This window comes from Helicobacter sp. (assembly GCF_029067145.1).
GTDB lineage: Bacteria > Campylobacterota > Campylobacteria > Campylobacterales > Helicobacteraceae > Helicobacter_D.
On record NZ_JAIEFA010000095.1, the window covers coordinates 1 to 15,845 of the forward strand.

Annotated in this window: 13 protein-coding genes and 1 pseudogene; all 14 read left to right on the forward strand. The window is 37.4% G+C overall.

Annotated features, from left to right (window positions below; genetic code table 11):
* On the forward strand, positions 1–1,059 hold a 1,059-nt coding region (locus tag K2N75_RS09110), incomplete at its 5' end, for a hypothetical protein (protein WP_297680885.1).
* A 60-nt stretch (positions 1,060–1,119) separates the two neighbouring features.
* Positions 1,120–1,392, forward strand: a complete 273-nt coding sequence (gene yajC / locus K2N75_RS09115; RefSeq protein ID WP_297680887.1) for a preprotein translocase subunit YajC — start codon at positions 1,120–1,122, stop codon at positions 1,390–1,392.
* A gap of 7 nt (positions 1,393–1,399) precedes the next feature.
* A complete protein-coding gene (secD, locus tag K2N75_RS09120; RefSeq protein WP_297680904.1) occupies positions 1,400–2,977 on the forward strand; it encodes a protein translocase subunit SecD in 1,578 nt (525 codons plus the stop codon).
* 10 nt (positions 2,978–2,987) lie between these two features.
* Positions 2,988–3,959 carry a protein translocase subunit SecF gene (gene secF, locus K2N75_RS09125; protein ID WP_297680889.1) on the forward strand — a complete coding sequence of 324 codons (972 nt, stop codon included), beginning with the start codon at positions 2,988–2,990 and terminating at the stop codon, positions 3,957–3,959.
* A complete protein-coding gene (locus tag K2N75_RS09130) occupies positions 3,960–4,301 on the forward strand; it encodes a DUF6394 family protein (protein WP_115551641.1) in 342 nt (113 codons plus the stop codon). It begins immediately after the preceding gene.
* Positions 4,302–4,309: 8 nt separating this feature from the next.
* On the forward strand, positions 4,310–6,769 hold the full coding sequence (gene leuS / locus K2N75_RS09135) for a leucine--tRNA ligase (protein ID WP_297680891.1): 2,460 nt from the start codon (positions 4,310–4,312) through the stop codon (positions 6,767–6,769).
* 2 nt (positions 6,770–6,771) lie between these two features.
* A complete protein-coding gene (lptE, locus tag K2N75_RS09140) occupies positions 6,772–7,281 on the forward strand; it encodes an LPS assembly lipoprotein LptE (RefSeq protein ID WP_297680893.1) in 510 nt (169 codons plus the stop codon).
* On the forward strand, positions 7,281–8,507 hold the full coding sequence (locus K2N75_RS09145) for a diguanylate cyclase (RefSeq protein WP_297680895.1): 1,227 nt from the start codon (positions 7,281–7,283) through the stop codon (positions 8,505–8,507). Before lptE ends, K2N75_RS09145 begins: the two co-directional genes overlap by 1 nt.
* Positions 8,497–9,744, forward strand: coding sequence for a Mur ligase family protein (locus K2N75_RS09150; RefSeq protein WP_297680897.1), 1,248 nt, complete (start codon positions 8,497–8,499; stop codon positions 9,742–9,744). The genes K2N75_RS09145 and K2N75_RS09150 overlap by 11 nt, the downstream gene beginning before the upstream one ends.
* A gap of 8 nt (positions 9,745–9,752) precedes the next feature.
* Positions 9,753–10,688 carry a M23 family metallopeptidase gene (locus tag K2N75_RS09155; protein ID WP_297680899.1) on the forward strand — a complete coding sequence of 312 codons (936 nt, stop codon included), beginning with the start codon at positions 9,753–9,755 and terminating at the stop codon, positions 10,686–10,688.
* The gene (locus K2N75_RS09160) at positions 10,607–11,071 is read left to right on the forward strand and encodes a polymer-forming cytoskeletal protein (RefSeq protein WP_297680901.1); all 465 of its coding nucleotides are present in this window, start codon (positions 10,607–10,609) and stop codon (positions 11,069–11,071) included. The genes K2N75_RS09155 and K2N75_RS09160 overlap by 82 nt, the downstream gene beginning before the upstream one ends.
* Positions 11,058–14,114, forward strand: coding sequence for a transcription-repair coupling factor (mfd, locus tag K2N75_RS09165; RefSeq protein ID WP_297680902.1), 3,057 nt, complete (start codon positions 11,058–11,060; stop codon positions 14,112–14,114). Before K2N75_RS09160 ends, mfd begins: the two co-directional genes overlap by 14 nt.
* A gap of 8 nt (positions 14,115–14,122) precedes the next feature.
* Positions 14,123–14,962, forward strand: a complete 840-nt coding sequence (locus tag K2N75_RS09170; RefSeq protein ID WP_297680903.1) for a TIGR00282 family metallophosphoesterase — start codon at positions 14,123–14,125, stop codon at positions 14,960–14,962.
* Positions 14,947–15,845: pseudogene (locus K2N75_RS09175) on the forward strand (hypothetical protein); the annotation flags it as partial. The gene K2N75_RS09170 and the pseudogene K2N75_RS09175, both read left to right, overlap by 16 nt.

A 15,845-nucleotide genomic window follows, 5' to 3' on the forward strand; every position in this document is an offset into this window, starting at 1 on the left:
CCCACCCCCCCCCCCCCCCACCCCCCCCCCCGCCCCCCCTATCCGCGTAAAATAGCTTTTTATTTGCTTTGTGCTGGGATAGGTGATGCAATGGTGATTTTAAAAAGTCTCTATGCTGCAAAGTTTCTTTATCCAAAAGCAACTTTAAGTCTGATTGTAAAGTTTGATACAAGCAAAAAATTGTTTAAAAATATGGAATGGATTGATGAAATTGTATCTTTTGATGAGGTTTTATGCGATAAAACGAGGAAGTTTGATGTGGTGTTGCTTGTGCTGCAACACGATAATTTAAAAGCAATTTTGGAAGTCAAAAGGATTCCAACCAAACGCACTTTAACTACTTTTTCTAAGAATCTTTTGCTTCATAAAAGAATGCTGTTTATCCCTCAAGTAGAACAAGTGATGAATCCTTATTGGAGGCAGAATCGTGCATTTATGGAGGGGAGTTTGAATCTTGTGCGCGCAATCAATAAAAGATATTTTGATAAAGAGATGCCAAAGATTGATTATTCTAAAGCTCTTTTAAAAAGAGGGGAGGAAAACATTAATTTTGTAGAGGATATATTGGAAAAACTTGAAGCTTGCAAATATGAAAAAATCATCGGAATCAATCCTTTTTGCATTACCCTAAAAAATGCTGGCAAAAATTTTTCTTTTTCTATTTGGCTTTTTATTGCAGAGAATCTAGCCAAAGAATTTCCAAGATTCCTTTTTATTCTTATGGATTACCCAAAAAGTGGCGGACAATTTCCCAAAATAGAGCAAGAGAATCTCAAGATTTTTAAAAATAACCAAGATTTGCTGAATCTAGTAGAGTTTATTAGCAGATTAGATTGCCTCCTAAGCTCCAATACAGGCAATGTGCATATTGCGGATAATCTTAGGATTCCAACCTTAGAACTCATTAGAGAGGGAGCGCGTAAGAGATGGCAAGGAGGCGGTTGGGGTGGAATCTATGAGAATGTCATTGTGCCTACAAGTTGGCAGAGCAGAGAAAGAGAGTTTGCAGAAGTTTTTTTGCAAAGAGCTAAGGATTTTTTAATCCAAAATTTAGCTTAAAGATTTAATTAGTAAAGCTCTGCTAAAATCCACTTTTATTTTTTATTAAGAAGGTTTAATATGGAAAATATTGGAAATACACTAGCGCAATTATTGCCACTTATTGTTTTGATTGCAATTTTTTATCTTTTAATCATTCGTCCGCAACAAACACAGGCAAAGAAGCATAGAGAAATGGTTGCAGCATTGGATAAGGGAGATAAGATTGTAACAAGTGGCGGATTTATTGTTGAGATTGTGAAGCGTGAAGAAGAATTTTTTATGGTGCGTTTAAATGATGATACGATTGTGAAACTAGCTAAAGATTATGTTGCTAAAAAGCTTGAGCAATAATTGAATGATGAAAAAGCCTTTTAATTCTAAATTATTTTTTTTTATTGTGGCAATTCTTTTTGGAATCGCACTTTCTATTCCCTCCTTTTTTCAGACACAAGGACCCAAAATCGTTTTGGGGCTTGATTTGCAAGGAGGATTGAATTTACTCTTAGGCGTTCAAACACAAGAAGCTGTGAAAACGCGTTATTCCTCTATTGCTTCACAGATTAATTACTATACATTAGAGGAACAGATTTTATTAGACAATTTAAGTGCGCAAAACGATAGCATTCAATTTGAACTATTAGATTCTAATGAAAAATCCAAGATAGAGGAATATTTAAAAGAGATTCCGGGCTTAAAAGTAGAAGAGCAGAATCTAAACTACACACTTTCTCTTACAGAAGATGAAATCGCAAATATAGAGAATTTTGCGATTGAGCAAGCCATTGGTAATATTCGGAATCGTTTAGACCAATTTGGATTATCCGAACCAAGTGTAACCAAACAAGGCGATGACGCGATTTTGGTGCAGTTACCGGGCATTAAAACGCAAGAGGAGGAACAACGCGCTTTGGAACTCATCTCTAAAGGCGGGCATTTGCAAATGATGGCAGTAGATGAAGCGCGCAACGCAAGAGTTTCTAGTATGACAGAACTAGAGGCGGAATCTTTAGGTGATGTGATTTTGCCTTTCATCAACAATCCCGAGCAAAAGATTTTGCTCAAGGCAATTCCTGTTTTAGATGGAGCAATGCTAACAGATGCAAGAGCTGCGTATGACCAGAACGGACAACCAATTATTAATTTTACCTTAAATGCACAAGGTGGAAAGATTTTTGGTGATTTTTCGGGTAAAAATGTTGGCAATCGTATGGCAGTCGTGCTAGATGGCAAAGTCTATTCCGCTCCTGTGATTCGTGAGAGAATCGGAGGAGGAAGCGGGCAGATTAGCGGTGGATTTAGCGTGCAAGAAGCAAGCGACATAGCCATTGCGCTAAGAAGTGGTGCATTGCCCGCTCCTATTACCTTGCTAGAAAAACGCAGTGTGGGTCCCTCTTTGGGAGCGGATAGTATTCAAGCTTCTTTGGTGGCACTTATTACTGGTGCAGTGCTTGTTATGGGCTTTATGACATTATATTATGGAATCGCGGGAATGATTGCAAATCTTGCAATGGTGATAAATATTTTGCTAGTGGTCGCTGTTATGGCACTTTTTGGTGCAACTTTAACGCTTCCGGGAATGGCGGGAATTATTCTAACCGTTGGTATGGCAGTAGATGCAAATGTGATTATTAATGAAAGAATCCGCGAGGGATTCCGTGCCAAAGAAAATTTTATCAAGTCAATGGAAAATGGCTATGTAAATGCTTCAAGGGCAATTTTTGATTCCAATCTTACTTCTTTGATTGCTGCAATTTTGCTTTATATGTGTGGAACAGGTGCAATTAAGGGGTTTGCAATCACAATGAGTATTGGAATCTTAGCTTCAATTATCACTGCGATTGTTGGCACACACGGAGTTTTTAGGGCTTTGCAAAATCATATTATGAAGTCTGGCAACTATGCCTTGTGGTTTGGCTATAAAGAGAGAGCAAGTTAAGGAAAGAAAAATGGATTTTTTCAAACACAAAAAAATTTATGATTTTGTTAAGATGTCAAACTATGGAATCGTGCTTTCTTTGATTTTATTTATTGCGTCTGTGGTTTTGTTCATCAAACCAGGCTTCACATTGGGCGTGGATTTTGCTGGTGGGACATTGATTCAATTACAATACGAATCGCCCGCGCCTTTGGCAGAGATTCGGGCGAAGTTGGATTCGGTAGATTCCTATAAGGGCGCGCAAGTCAGTGAGTTTGGCTCTCCTGAAGAAATTTTAATCAAGCTGCCTACTGCGACTTCAAGCGTAAATCAAAACATTGGTGAGGAAGTCGCAGAAGTCTTGAAAGATACCGGCACATTGAATATTAGGCGCGTGGATATTGTCGGTCCAAAAGTAGGGAGCGAATTGCAAGAAAAAGGTACTTTGGCTCTTGTGTTGGCACTTGTGAGCATTATGTTGTATGTTTCTTATCGTTACGAATGGAGATTCGCACTAGCAGCAGTTTTGGCACTTGTGCATGATATCGTGATTTCTGCAGGTGCTGTGATTTTGTTTGATATTGATTTAAACCTAGAAGTGATTGCTGCGCTTTTGACTTTGATTGGTTATTCTATCAATGATACGATTATTATTTTTGATAGAATCCGAGAAACGATTGGCTTGCGTGTAAATGATAGCCTAGAAAAGGTTATCAATGAAGCACTTTCCGCAACGCTTTCACGCACAATGCTTACTTCACTGACGATGTTTTTTTCTGTCTTTACACTTTATCTCTTTGGAGGAGAAATTATCAAAGGCTTTAGCCTGCCGATGTTGGTAGGTTCTATCGTGGGAAGTTATAGTTCTATTTTTGTTGCAAGCAAATTAGTGATTTTATTTAGGTTTGATTTGAAAAAATATCATCAAAAAGTCGCAGATGCCGAGCGTAGAGCATTGGAGAAAAAGAAATTACGCGAAATGTATGAGAAAGGAAGGGTATAAATGGATTGGGGTAAGGTTCTCTTTATATTTTTTATTTTAATGAGTTTAACTTCTACGGTGGGGTTTTTGTATGACCAAAGCCTTGTGATGCTATTTATTGCCGGTGGCGTCAATCTTTTATCCACGATTTTAAAAGTCGGCGTAAGAAGCTATATGTCCGCAGAATTAATGGCAGCTTCGCTTGTGGCGGATTTGCATTTAATTCCCTCTTTTATCTATATGCAGGTATTTGATAATACAAATGTTGCAGTGGCTTTGGCATTGGGTGCAGTGGTGGCAAATATCGTTTCTATTGTGTTTGTAGCAATTGAAAGCGTGAAAAGCTATAATGACTACAATTAGGAGTAAATGTGGAATACAATGCAAAAGCAGTTGAAAAGAAATGGCAAGATTTTTGGGAAGAAAATCAAGCGTATGAGCCAAAGTCTGATAAAACATTACCCAAAAAATATATTTTAAGTATGTTTCCTTACCCTAGCGGTAATATTCATATGGGGCATGTGCGCAATTATTGCATTAGTGACGCAATTGCTAGAAAATTTCGCAAGGAGGGATTCAATGTGTTGCACCCGATTGGTTGGGACGCCTTTGGAATGCCCGCAGAAAATGCCGCAATAAAACATAAAACTCACCCCAAAAAATGGACTTATTCTAATATTGAAAATATGAAACGTCAGCTTTATAGCTTGGGATTCTCATTCTCCAAAACACGCGAACTTGCCACTTGCGATTCCATTTATTCTAAATGGGAACAATCTTTATTTATCGCAATGTGGGAAAAAGGCTTGATTTATCGCAAGAAAGGCTTTTTGAATTGGTGTCCGCACGACCAAACCGTGCTTGCAAACGAGCAAGTGATTGAGGGGAAATGTTGGCGTTGTGATACTCCTGTGGTGCAAAAGGAAATGTATCAGTATTACATTAAGATTACGGATTATGCACAAGAATTACTAGACGATTTAGAAACATTAGAGGGTAAATGGCCTAATCAAGTGCTGACAATGCAAAGAAATTGGATTGGCAGGTCGGAGGGGTTGAAATTTACTTTTAAATTAGAAAATAAAATAGAATCCTCAAAAGGCGTGATAGAGAATATAGAGGTTTTCACTACGCGTCCAGATACAATCTTTGGTGTGAGTTATTGTGCTTTGGCTCCAGAGCACCCTCTCGTAAAAGCGGTTTTAGAAAATGCAGAATCTTATGGAATCACACAAAAACAAAAAGAGCAAATCCTTGCGATTCAAAATGCAAGCGAAAAAGAGCGCGCACAACAAGACAAAGAGGGAGTTCCGCTTGGTATTTCTGTAATCCACCCACTGACACAAGCAAAAATTCCGCTATGGGTGGCAAATTTTGTCCTCATTAGCTATGGAAGCGGTGCGGTTATGAGCGTGCCTGCGCACGATGAAAGGGATTATGATTTTGCCAAAAAATACCATTTGCCAATTATTCCTGTAATTACCGCAAAAGATTCTAAGGTAGAGCCAACAAAAGAGGGTTTTTATGACGGGAATGGAATCTTGATTCATTCGCAAGAATATAATGGGTTGGATAACGAAGAGGCAAAAATTAAAATTATTGAATATTTTGAGAAAAATCAATTAGGCAAAGCAGTGGTGAATTTTAAATTGCGGGATTGGGGTGTGTCAAGACAGAGATATTGGGGCACTCCGATTCCATTAGTGCATTGCAAAGATTGTGGAATCGTAGCAGAGACAAATTTACCTGTTACATTGCCTGAAGATGTTGTGATTGACGGAGAGGGAAATCCGCTAGATAAGCACCCTTATTGGAAGCATTGTGCTTGTCCGCAATGTGGTAAAAATGCTGTGAGAGAGACAGACACATTAGATACTTTTGTGGAATCTAGTTGGTATTTTTTGCGTTATACGACACCGATGGAATTGCGTCAAGAAGAAGCCTTTAGCCGTGTAGATGAGAGTTATTGGATGGATGTAGATGAATATATCGGCGGAATTGAACACGCGATTTTACATTTGCTTTATTCACGATTCTTTACAAAAGTCCTGCGTTCTTTGGGCTATACGGATTCTAGTGAGCCTTTTTCTCATCTTTTGACGCAAGGTATGGTAACCAAAGAAGGCGCAAAAATGAGCAAGTCTAAAGGAAATGTAGTAGATCCAGAGGAAATTATTGCGCAATATGGTGCAGATACTGCACGATTATTTATCCTTTTTGCAGCACCTCCTGTGCGCGAATTAGAATGGAATGATTTTGCGTTGGAGGGTTCATACCGCTTCATTAAGCGACTTTGTGCTAAGGTGGAAAAGATACAAAAAATACAAAGTTTGCCTAAAATCCAATCGCAAAATTTAGATGAAAAAGAAAAATATGCGCGCAAAAAGGTGTATGAAGCGTTGAAAAAATATCAAGAAACTTTTTGCCACTCCAATGGTTATGCCTTTAATACCTTAATTGCCGCGTGTATGGAGGCTTTAAATGCCTTAAATGAACAAGATAATGCGGAAATTTGGAGTGAGGGATATTTTATTCTTTTAAATATTTTAGAACCGATTATTCCTCATATTTGTTGGGAATTAAGCCAAGAATACTTTTGCTTGCAAAATTTTACAGAAATTCCAATAGATAAGGAAGCTTTAAAAGAGGATTCTATCGTAATGGCAATTACGATTAATGGGAAAAGACGCGGAGAAATTAAAGTGGATTTAACAAGCAGCAATGAAGAGATTTTGAATCTTGCCAAAGCAGAAGTTGCGAAGTGGATAGAGGGCAAAACGATTCTTAAAGAAATTGTTGTGCCTAAAAAATTAGTAAATTTTGTGGTTTAATAATGTCTGGAATCTTTAAAATTACTTTTTTTGTCGGATTTTTGCTACTATTTAGCGCGTGCGGTTATCAGCCTATTGCACATAAGGCTCAAAAGGCAGTGGGAGATAAAGTCTATGTAGAAGTCAAAATCAATGCACGCGACCCACAAAATAGCGTAACCCTAAAAGACGAAATTTCAAAGGCGATTTTTGAACGTTTGCACGCAAATGTATCCAGCAAGGAAGATTCTAGTGCTATCATTGAGGTGCAGTTGCAAAGAGTAGGGTTTAGTTCTCTTGCAGAAAACCGCACAGGATTTTCTACCTTTTATCGTTGCGAAGTAACGGTGGAGTTTAAATATACCAATACCTTAACACAAGCAACGCGTCAATTTTCAAAAAAGGGTTATTATAATTTTTCACTGAATGATACTTCTGTGATTACAGATTCTATTCGTCTTGAGGCAATCAATCAAGCGCTCTTGCAAGCCATTGATGGTTTTGTTTCTCAAGTGGGAATTGAAGTGCAATAATGCAAAATACTCAAATAATTGCTAGAGAAGCACTGAAAGCGTTGTTAAAAGAGGGTAAAGAGCCTACACCGGAATTTTATGCTGAAGCTTTTTATGCTCAAGCAAAAAAATTAGGAAGTAATGTAGGAGAAATAGACTTTAGCACAGAAAAAATCCTTGAAATGTTAGACAAGGAAGTAAGAGAGAGTTTATTTAATCGTAAATTTAAAAATAAAAATGAATTAATTACTTCTTTGGTAAAATCTATCCATCATCTGTTTTTTTATAAGAGGAATTTTTATACTCAATTAGAGATTCTAAAGTTACTTTTGCGTTTGCTCACGACACATCCACATAAGGAAATTAGTATGCTTGCCAAAGGACAATTATTAGAAATTGATAAACTCAATGCGCAATCTATGCAAATATGGCGTGAGCGTTGGGCAGAACAGATGAAAGGAATCGTAGAATTGGATTTTGTAGAGTTGGCAAAAGGTTTGGAGATTTTGAGCGGGTTTAAGATTCAAAATTCTTCGTTTTGTCATTGGCAAGAGGAAGCACGCAAGTGTTTGAAAAAAAATGCGAGCAAAGAAACCAAGATGAAACTCTTGCACAAATTGGAAAAAGTTTTGAAAGAACAATTCTCCAAGTTAGGGCAAAATCAAGTTACAAAAGAATCCTCAAAACATCATCAAATAAAAAATGCTACACATCAGCCAAAACACAAATCTACTCCTTTGAAATATAATGCAATTTATTCTTTGCCGATAGATTCAATGACAACGCTTGTAAGCAAGGAAGGAATGCAAGAAGTATTAGATTTTGCGGAATCGCAATTTCAAAACAATCAAAAAAATTATTCCGTGATTGTTTTTGGGATTGCAGCCTATGAAAAGGTTAAGGAGCATTTCGGATTGGAGGCTGCTAAACGCGTAATGGCAACTTTGGGGAGATTGCTCAAACAATACAGCAACGAAAGTGATTTGATAGCATATTATGGCGAGGAAGAATTTTTGGCTTGTTTGCTAGAACGTTCCAAAGAGGAGGCGATAGAATTTATCCGCAATTTGGATTCCATAGTTAGCCAAAGTATTTTTATGTTTCAGCAAACGCGCATTAATATTTCTCTAAGCGCGCAAGTCTCGCACAGGGTAGAATCTGAAAATTTAGAGAATATGTTAAAAGTGAGTCTGGAGGAATTTAGCAAACACAAAGACTCAAAAGGAATTATTGATTATGAATCTTAATGCACACAATGAGACGCAATTAGAAAGATTTTTAGATGAAAAGGGATTAGAATATGCTCCCTTTGACCCCACGCGTGCTCCTAAAATTTTAAAACAATTAAACATTGTGTATTTGCCTACGCAAACAATCGTCCAAGTGATTGGCACAAATGGCAAGGGAAGCACAGGGAGGTTTTTAAGTTCAATATTGCATAAAATTGGATTTAATGTCGGGCATTTTAGCTCTCCACATTTGTTGTGTCTGGAGGAGAGATTTTGGAAAAATGGAGCGAATCTTTCAAGAGAGGTTTTGAATGAAGCATTTTTGGCATTGGATTCCACTGCAGAATTGCAATTAGAAAAAGCAAGCTATTTTGAAGTTCTAACTTTTTTGGCTTTAGAGGTTTTCAAAGATTGTGATATTTTGGTGCTTGAAGCAGGGCTTGGGGGTGAATTTGATTCCACAACAACTTGTGTGCAAGCAGAATTATCGCTTTTTACGAGTATTGGTTTAGACCATCAAGAATTTTTGGGGGATACTTTAGAAAAAATCGCAACAACCAAATTAAAAGCAATGTCTAAAAGAGCAATTTTGGGATTCCAAAGCGAAAATGCAGAGGAAATTGTAAGCATTGCACGAGAAATCGCCAAAGAAAAAAATGCAACATTAGAAATCCTTAAAGAAATTCCTAGCGAAATTTCTCAATGGATTGTAAGGCAAGATTATCCCTATTTTCAAGCACAAAATCTAACTTTGGCTTATTATGGTTTCTTGGCTTTGAAAGAAATCTTGGAGCAAAAACAAAAATTATCACAAAATGTTTTAGTAAATTTTTCGCTAGAATGTTTAAAGATTCTGCCTCCATTGGATTTACAAGGGCGTATGCAAAGACTTGCGCCCAATCTTTATTTAGATGTTGCACACAATGTCAATGCGGCGCAAGCGTTAGTAAAGCAATTTAAAAATCATCATTTTAGCCAAAATAAATGTGTTTTAATTTATAATTCATACTTTGATAAAAATCCTCGCGCGGTTTTGAGTGCGTTAGCACCGATAATCAAACGCGTAGAGATATTAGAAATTGCCAATATGCGAATGATTGCAAAGGCTCAATTAGAAAAGATTTTACAAGAATTAAAGATAGAATTTAAAGATTTTAAAATGATGAATCTTAATCCAGAAGAAAATTATTTAGTATGCGGTTCATTTAGTGTTGTCGCAGAGTTTTTGACACATTTTTCAAAAACAAAAAGATAGGGGGAAATGTGAAGAATCGCTTTGTTGTTACTATTACAGATGTAAATGGTTCTAAACAATACAATATCCACCAATATATGAAGCAAATTATGCTGTATGTCATTTTGCTTGTTGTGGTGATATTTTTCTTTAGTTTTATCTCTATTCGTCTGCTTTTAAAAGAAGTGAAACAGATTGAAATAAAACGCGATTTAATGCAGCAAGAGTATTTAAAAATCAACGAAAAAAATGAGCAATTACGCGCTTTGGTAGATGAAAAAACAGAAGAATTAGTAAAAGTTTCTGATAGAATTGAGGATTTAGAAGGAATCGTAGGCTTAAGCGACCAGATTATTGAAGCACCGCAAGATTTAAGTTTGATTGAACGCGTGGATTTAGCAAGGATAACAGGCGCGCAAAAGGCATTTGTAATGCAATTAATCCCTAATGGCGTTCCTTTGCGTGGAGGTTATCGTATCACTTCTGAATGGGGAGCACGCGTGAATCCCGTCTTACAGCGCACCCAACCTCATAATGGCATAGACTTTGGAATCCCTGTTGGGACGCCGATTTATGCGCCTGCAGATGGTGTGGCAGATTTTACCAATAATGGTTATAATGGTGGTTATGGAATTATGGTAAAATTAGAACATTCTTTTGGATTCAAAACATTTTATGCTCATTTGAGCAAAATTGTTGTGAATAAGGGAGATTTTGTGCAACGCGGGCAACTCATCGCATATTCTGGAAATAGCGGTAGAAGCACTGGACCGCATTTGCATTATGAAATTCGCTATTTAAGTCGCGACCTTAATCCACGTCCATTTATAGAATGGACGATGCGGGATTATACGCAAATTTTTGAAAAGGAGAAAAACATAAAATGGCAATCTTTGCTAACAATGATAAACAAATTAGTGGAAATTCAGGCAACACCAGCATTATCGCACAAGGAACAAAAATAAAAGGCGATGTGATTAGTGAGTGCAATTTACATGTTGATGGGACTTTAGAGGGTAACATTATCGCTAAAACAAATGTTGCGATTGGTAAAAATGGTAGTGTCAATGGTAGTATTAATTCTGAACATTTGGTGGTAAGTGGGAAATTAATGGGAAATTGCGAATGCAATATTGTAGAGATTTTACCACAAGGTAGAATTGATGGCAGCATTACCGCTAAAGAATTGATTATTGAAAAAACAGGTGAATTTGTTGGGCAAAGTGTTGTGTATAAAAACAATGAATGCACCAATGGGTTTGATAAAATCAATAAAATGGGTTTAGATAAATCAAAAGTGACTCCCTTTAGTCTAAAAAAATCAGAGGATGGCGGTGAGTCAAAGTAGCGTTTATGCGTATCTAAAAGGTTTTAAAAAAGAATTTGATTCCCATTTCAAAAATGGTTTAATTATCATAAGTGAAGAGAGGCAAAGTGCGCTAAATGCTAGTGATGTTGCACAATTTTTAGGAATTAATACTTTCGTATTACCAGATTTTCGCGCTAAATTTGGCGAGGATTTGCGCAGTTTTCAAGAAGAGTTAAGTGAAATCTTTGTCGTGCTAAGAGGGTTTTATTCTTGCAAAAGCCCAAAGATTCTCTTTAGCCCTCTTTCTACTTTATTGTATCCGCTACCCAATGCGGAATCCCTCCAAAGTATTGAATTAAAAGTCGGTTCCACTCTTTCTTTAAAAGATTTCAAAGAAACTTTATTTTACTTGGGCTATGAATTTGTGGATTTGGTAGAACTTAGTGGTGAAGTCTCTATTAGAGGAGAGATTATTGATATATTTAGCTCGCAACCTTATCGTATAATACTTTTTGGCGATGAGATAGAGAGTATCCGCGCATTTGATGTGCAAAGCCAACTTTGTTCCAAAGAGGAATTAGAAACGCTTGCGATTCCACCCGCATTTTTTAACCTCAATGCACAATCTCATACTATTTTGCAAAATATCATCTTAGAGCAACAAACTTCTTTTTTAGATATTGAAAAAAGCAGCAGTCTGGCTAGTTTTGGGTTTTGGTATTTAGATAAAATTAACGCTGCGCAAGATTTTTTGCAAACTTATCCGTTTGTTGTATTGCCAAATGTTAAGGAATTTGCAAAAGAAATTTTAGAATTTCAAGAATACAATGAACAAAGTTTGCAAAGAATCTTAAAGAGCAAAGAAATCCCTAAAAGCGAAGAATATCAGGATTTTGATTATCATTTCAATACTTTAAAAAACTTTTTGGAATTTCACAAAAATAAACAAATTACTATTATTGCAAAGACGGAATCCCAAGTGCGTCAAGCAGGAATTGCATTAGCAGACACGCATTTTAGGATTCTATTGGATTTGGATATTTCGGTTAATATTTTGGGCAAAGAGGAGCTTATTTTATCGCTTAATTCTCCCCAAAAACAAAAAAAGCGTCCTAGAGCTAAAATCTTTTTAGATGAGTTAAATATTGGTGATTATGTTGTGCATTGTGATTATGGTGTGGCAATTTTTAATGGAATCGTGCAGGCAAATATCTTTGGAGCGACGCGTGATTTTATTGAGTTGCGCTATTTGGGCGAGGACAAACTGCTTTTGCCTGTTGAAAACTTAGAAAGAATTGACCGCTATGTGGCAGATAGTGGAGGGATTCCATTGTTAGACCGCTTAGGCAAAGGCTCTTTTGCAAAACTCAAAGAAAAAGTCAGGGAAAAACTTTTCATCATCGCAAATGCAATCATCGCATTAGCGGCAAAACGCGAATTGCTTGATGGCGTGGTTTTTGATACAACAAAAGAGGAAATTTTAATCTTCCAAAACCAAAGTGGATTCCATTATACAGAAGACCAAACGCAAGCGATTGCAGAGATTTTTAAGGATTTAAGCTCGGGGCGCGTAATGGATAGGCTCTTAAGCGGAGATGTGGGATTTGGCAAAACAGAAGTAGCGATGAATGCAATGTTTGCAGCATTTTTAAGTGGTTATCAGTCTGCTATTATTGCCCCAACAACTTTATTGGCGTATCAGCATTTCAATACTTTGCAAGAACGTTTTGCGCCCTTTGGGTTGAAATTAGCCCGCCTAGACCGCTATGTGAGCGCAAAAGACAAAAAAAATATTTTAGCTAGTCTTAAAAAGGGTGATTTAAACGCAGTAGTTGGCACGCACGCACTTTTTAATGTAGAATTTAAAAATTTAGCCCTCATCATTGTAGATGAGGAGCATAAATTTGGAGTGAAACAAAAAGAAAAGATTAAAGAATTAAGCCAAAATATTCATTTGCTTTCTATGTCTGCTACTCCGATTCCAAGAACGCTTAATATGGCACTTTCTCGCATTAAAGGTTTGAGCGAGTTAAAAACCCCTCCAAGCGAGAGACAAGCCACGCGCACTTTTGTGAAAGCTTACGATGAATCTTTGTTAAAAGAAGTCATCTTGCGTGAGATTCGCAGAGGTGGGCAAATCTTTTATATCCACAACAATATTGCTACAATGGCACAAAAAAAAGAGGAACTTTTAAGTCTTTTGCCGCAATTAAAGCTTGCGATTCTGCATTCGCAAATTCCCTCTGCGCAAGCAGAAGACATTGTGCTAGATTTTGCCAAAGGTGCGTATCATCTCTTGCTTTGCACGAGCATTGTAGAATCAGGGATTCATCTGCCTAATGCCAATACGATTTTAGTAGATGGTGCGGATTGTTTTGGAATCGCAGATTTACACCAATTACGCGGACGCGTGGGGCGAAGCAATAAAGAGGGATTTTGTTATCTTTTAGTAGAGGATTTTGAAAGCATTACCGCAGATGCAAAAAAACGTCTTTTGGCATTAGAGAAAAACTCATTTCTAGGCAGTGGTGGGGCATTAGCCTATCACGATTTAGAGATTCGCGGAGGAGGCAATCTAGTGGGCGAAGCACAAAGCGGACATATCAAAAATATAGGCTATTCTCTGTATTTGCGCTTGCTTGAGGAGGCGATTTTTACTTTGAGTGGCGATGTGCAACAAAAACAAAGCCCTATTGATGTGAAACTTAGCGTTACGGCATTTTTAAATCCTGAACTGATAGAATCGGAGCGGTTGCGTTTGGAGATTTATCGGAGGCTTTCTAAGAGCGAAGACGAAAATGCTGTGTTTTTGATTGAGGGGGAGATTGAGGAGCGATTTGGGAGATTAGATGTCTATACAAGGCAGTTTTTGGACTTGATTCGTATTAAAATTATTGCGCGGAATTGTGGAATCACAAGCATTTTGAATTACCAACAAAACATTTCTTTTGTGGATTTAAAGGGCGAGAAATTGACGATTAAAGCTACAAGCAAAGATGAAGATGATTTGCTAGCAGCGGTTTTTGCGCATTTAGAAAGTCTAAAGTCCAAACAATTACAGAATAAAAGTAAAGAATCTTAAGGAACACAATGCGATTTGGAATAATTGGGGATATTGTCGGCAAGATTGGCAGGAGGCAAGTGGCGCATTATTTGCCTCAAGCAAAAGAGGAATTTGCATTGGATTTTGTCGTGGCAAATGGGGAGAATGCAAGCCACGGATTTGGGCTTAGTATTTCTTGTGTGCAGGAGCTTCAAGAGGCGGGCGTCAATGTCTTTACGGGAGGGAATCATATTTGGGACAAAAAGGATATTTTTCCTCTTTTGGCATTGGAAAATTCCAATGTCTTGCGTCCGCATAACTATCCGCAAGGTGTGGTGGGAAGTGGAATCTATCGCGGGAAAATCAGAAATGAGCCTTTTGCGATTCTTAATCTAATGGGGCATTTTGGTATGCCACAATGCGACAATGCGTTTCTTTGTGCCAAAAGTGCGGTGGAATCGCTACATCAAGAGGGGATTTTTAATATCCTTTTGGATTTTCACGCAGAAGCAACAAGCGAGAAGCGCGCAATGTTTATGATGCTAAAGGGGCAAATTAGCACGATTTGTGGCACGCATACGCACATAGGCACAGATGATTTGGAGATTTTTAGTGGGACATTTGGCGTAAGCGATATTGGAATGTGTGGCGCAAGAGAAAGCGTAATTGGAATGGACGCAAAAGAACCAATTGAGCGGTTTTTAACCGGTTTGCCTAATCGCCTCAATGTGCCAGAGGGGAATGGAATCCCGAGTATTTTTCAGATGATTGTATGTGAGATTACGCAGGGACAATGTATGCAAGCCTTTAAGCTCAAAGCAGTGGATAATGGAAAACTGCAAAAGACATTGAGCGCGGATAAGGAAAAGAAATGTTTAAAACAATAGACGCAAAAAACAATGCCATTTATCATTTTAAGCCGCTAGAAAGTATTTTGCAAAATTCCAAGATTCACTTTGTTGGGAGTGAGAATATTTTGTTTTTGAGCGAAAAAAGTTATTTGAAAAATACAAATATCAACTTTGGCGGCAAGAATGCTTTGGTGTTTATTGGCGATTCTACAATGACTGCGGATTCTATTGATGTGCAACACGAGAGCGTATGTTTCATTGGAAATAATAATTACTTTAATCCTGCTAGTAGAAGATGGTTTTGCGCAACAGAGTGTAAAAATATTATTGTAGGTAGCAATAGTTTGATTTCTTATGCCCTTTGGTTTAGGACGGCTGACCCTCATTTGATTTATGATGAGGATTCTAATTTACGCCTTAATCCTAGCAAAAGCATTTATCTAGGCGACCATATTTGGGTAGGGCAAGAAGTGGGATTCTTAAAAGGTTGTTTTATTGCTTCAGGTTCTGTCATAGGGGCAAAGAGCTTGGTAAGCGCAAAGAGGTTTTACTCTAACACAATCAATGCGGGGAATCCTTGCAGGGAAATTAAATCCAAGATTTTTTGGAGTGGAGAGTGCGTGCATAGCTGGGATAAAGCGATGACAGAGCATTATATGCAAAACCACAAAGATGACTTCAAATTCACCTACCAAAAAGATTCCTTTCTTTCTCCTTATGCCATAGAACAAAAGCTAGAATCCTTGCAAAGCGCACAAGAAAAGTTAGAATTTATTTATGATTTTCTCTATTGCAATACAAATAAGAATCGCTTTGCTTATTTTGAAGATTGTCCTTTTGAGATTCCTTTACCCTTAATGCCTAAACAATTTGAAAAACTAAAGTTTAAAACCTTAAAAACTCCTCAATCCATTTTTAC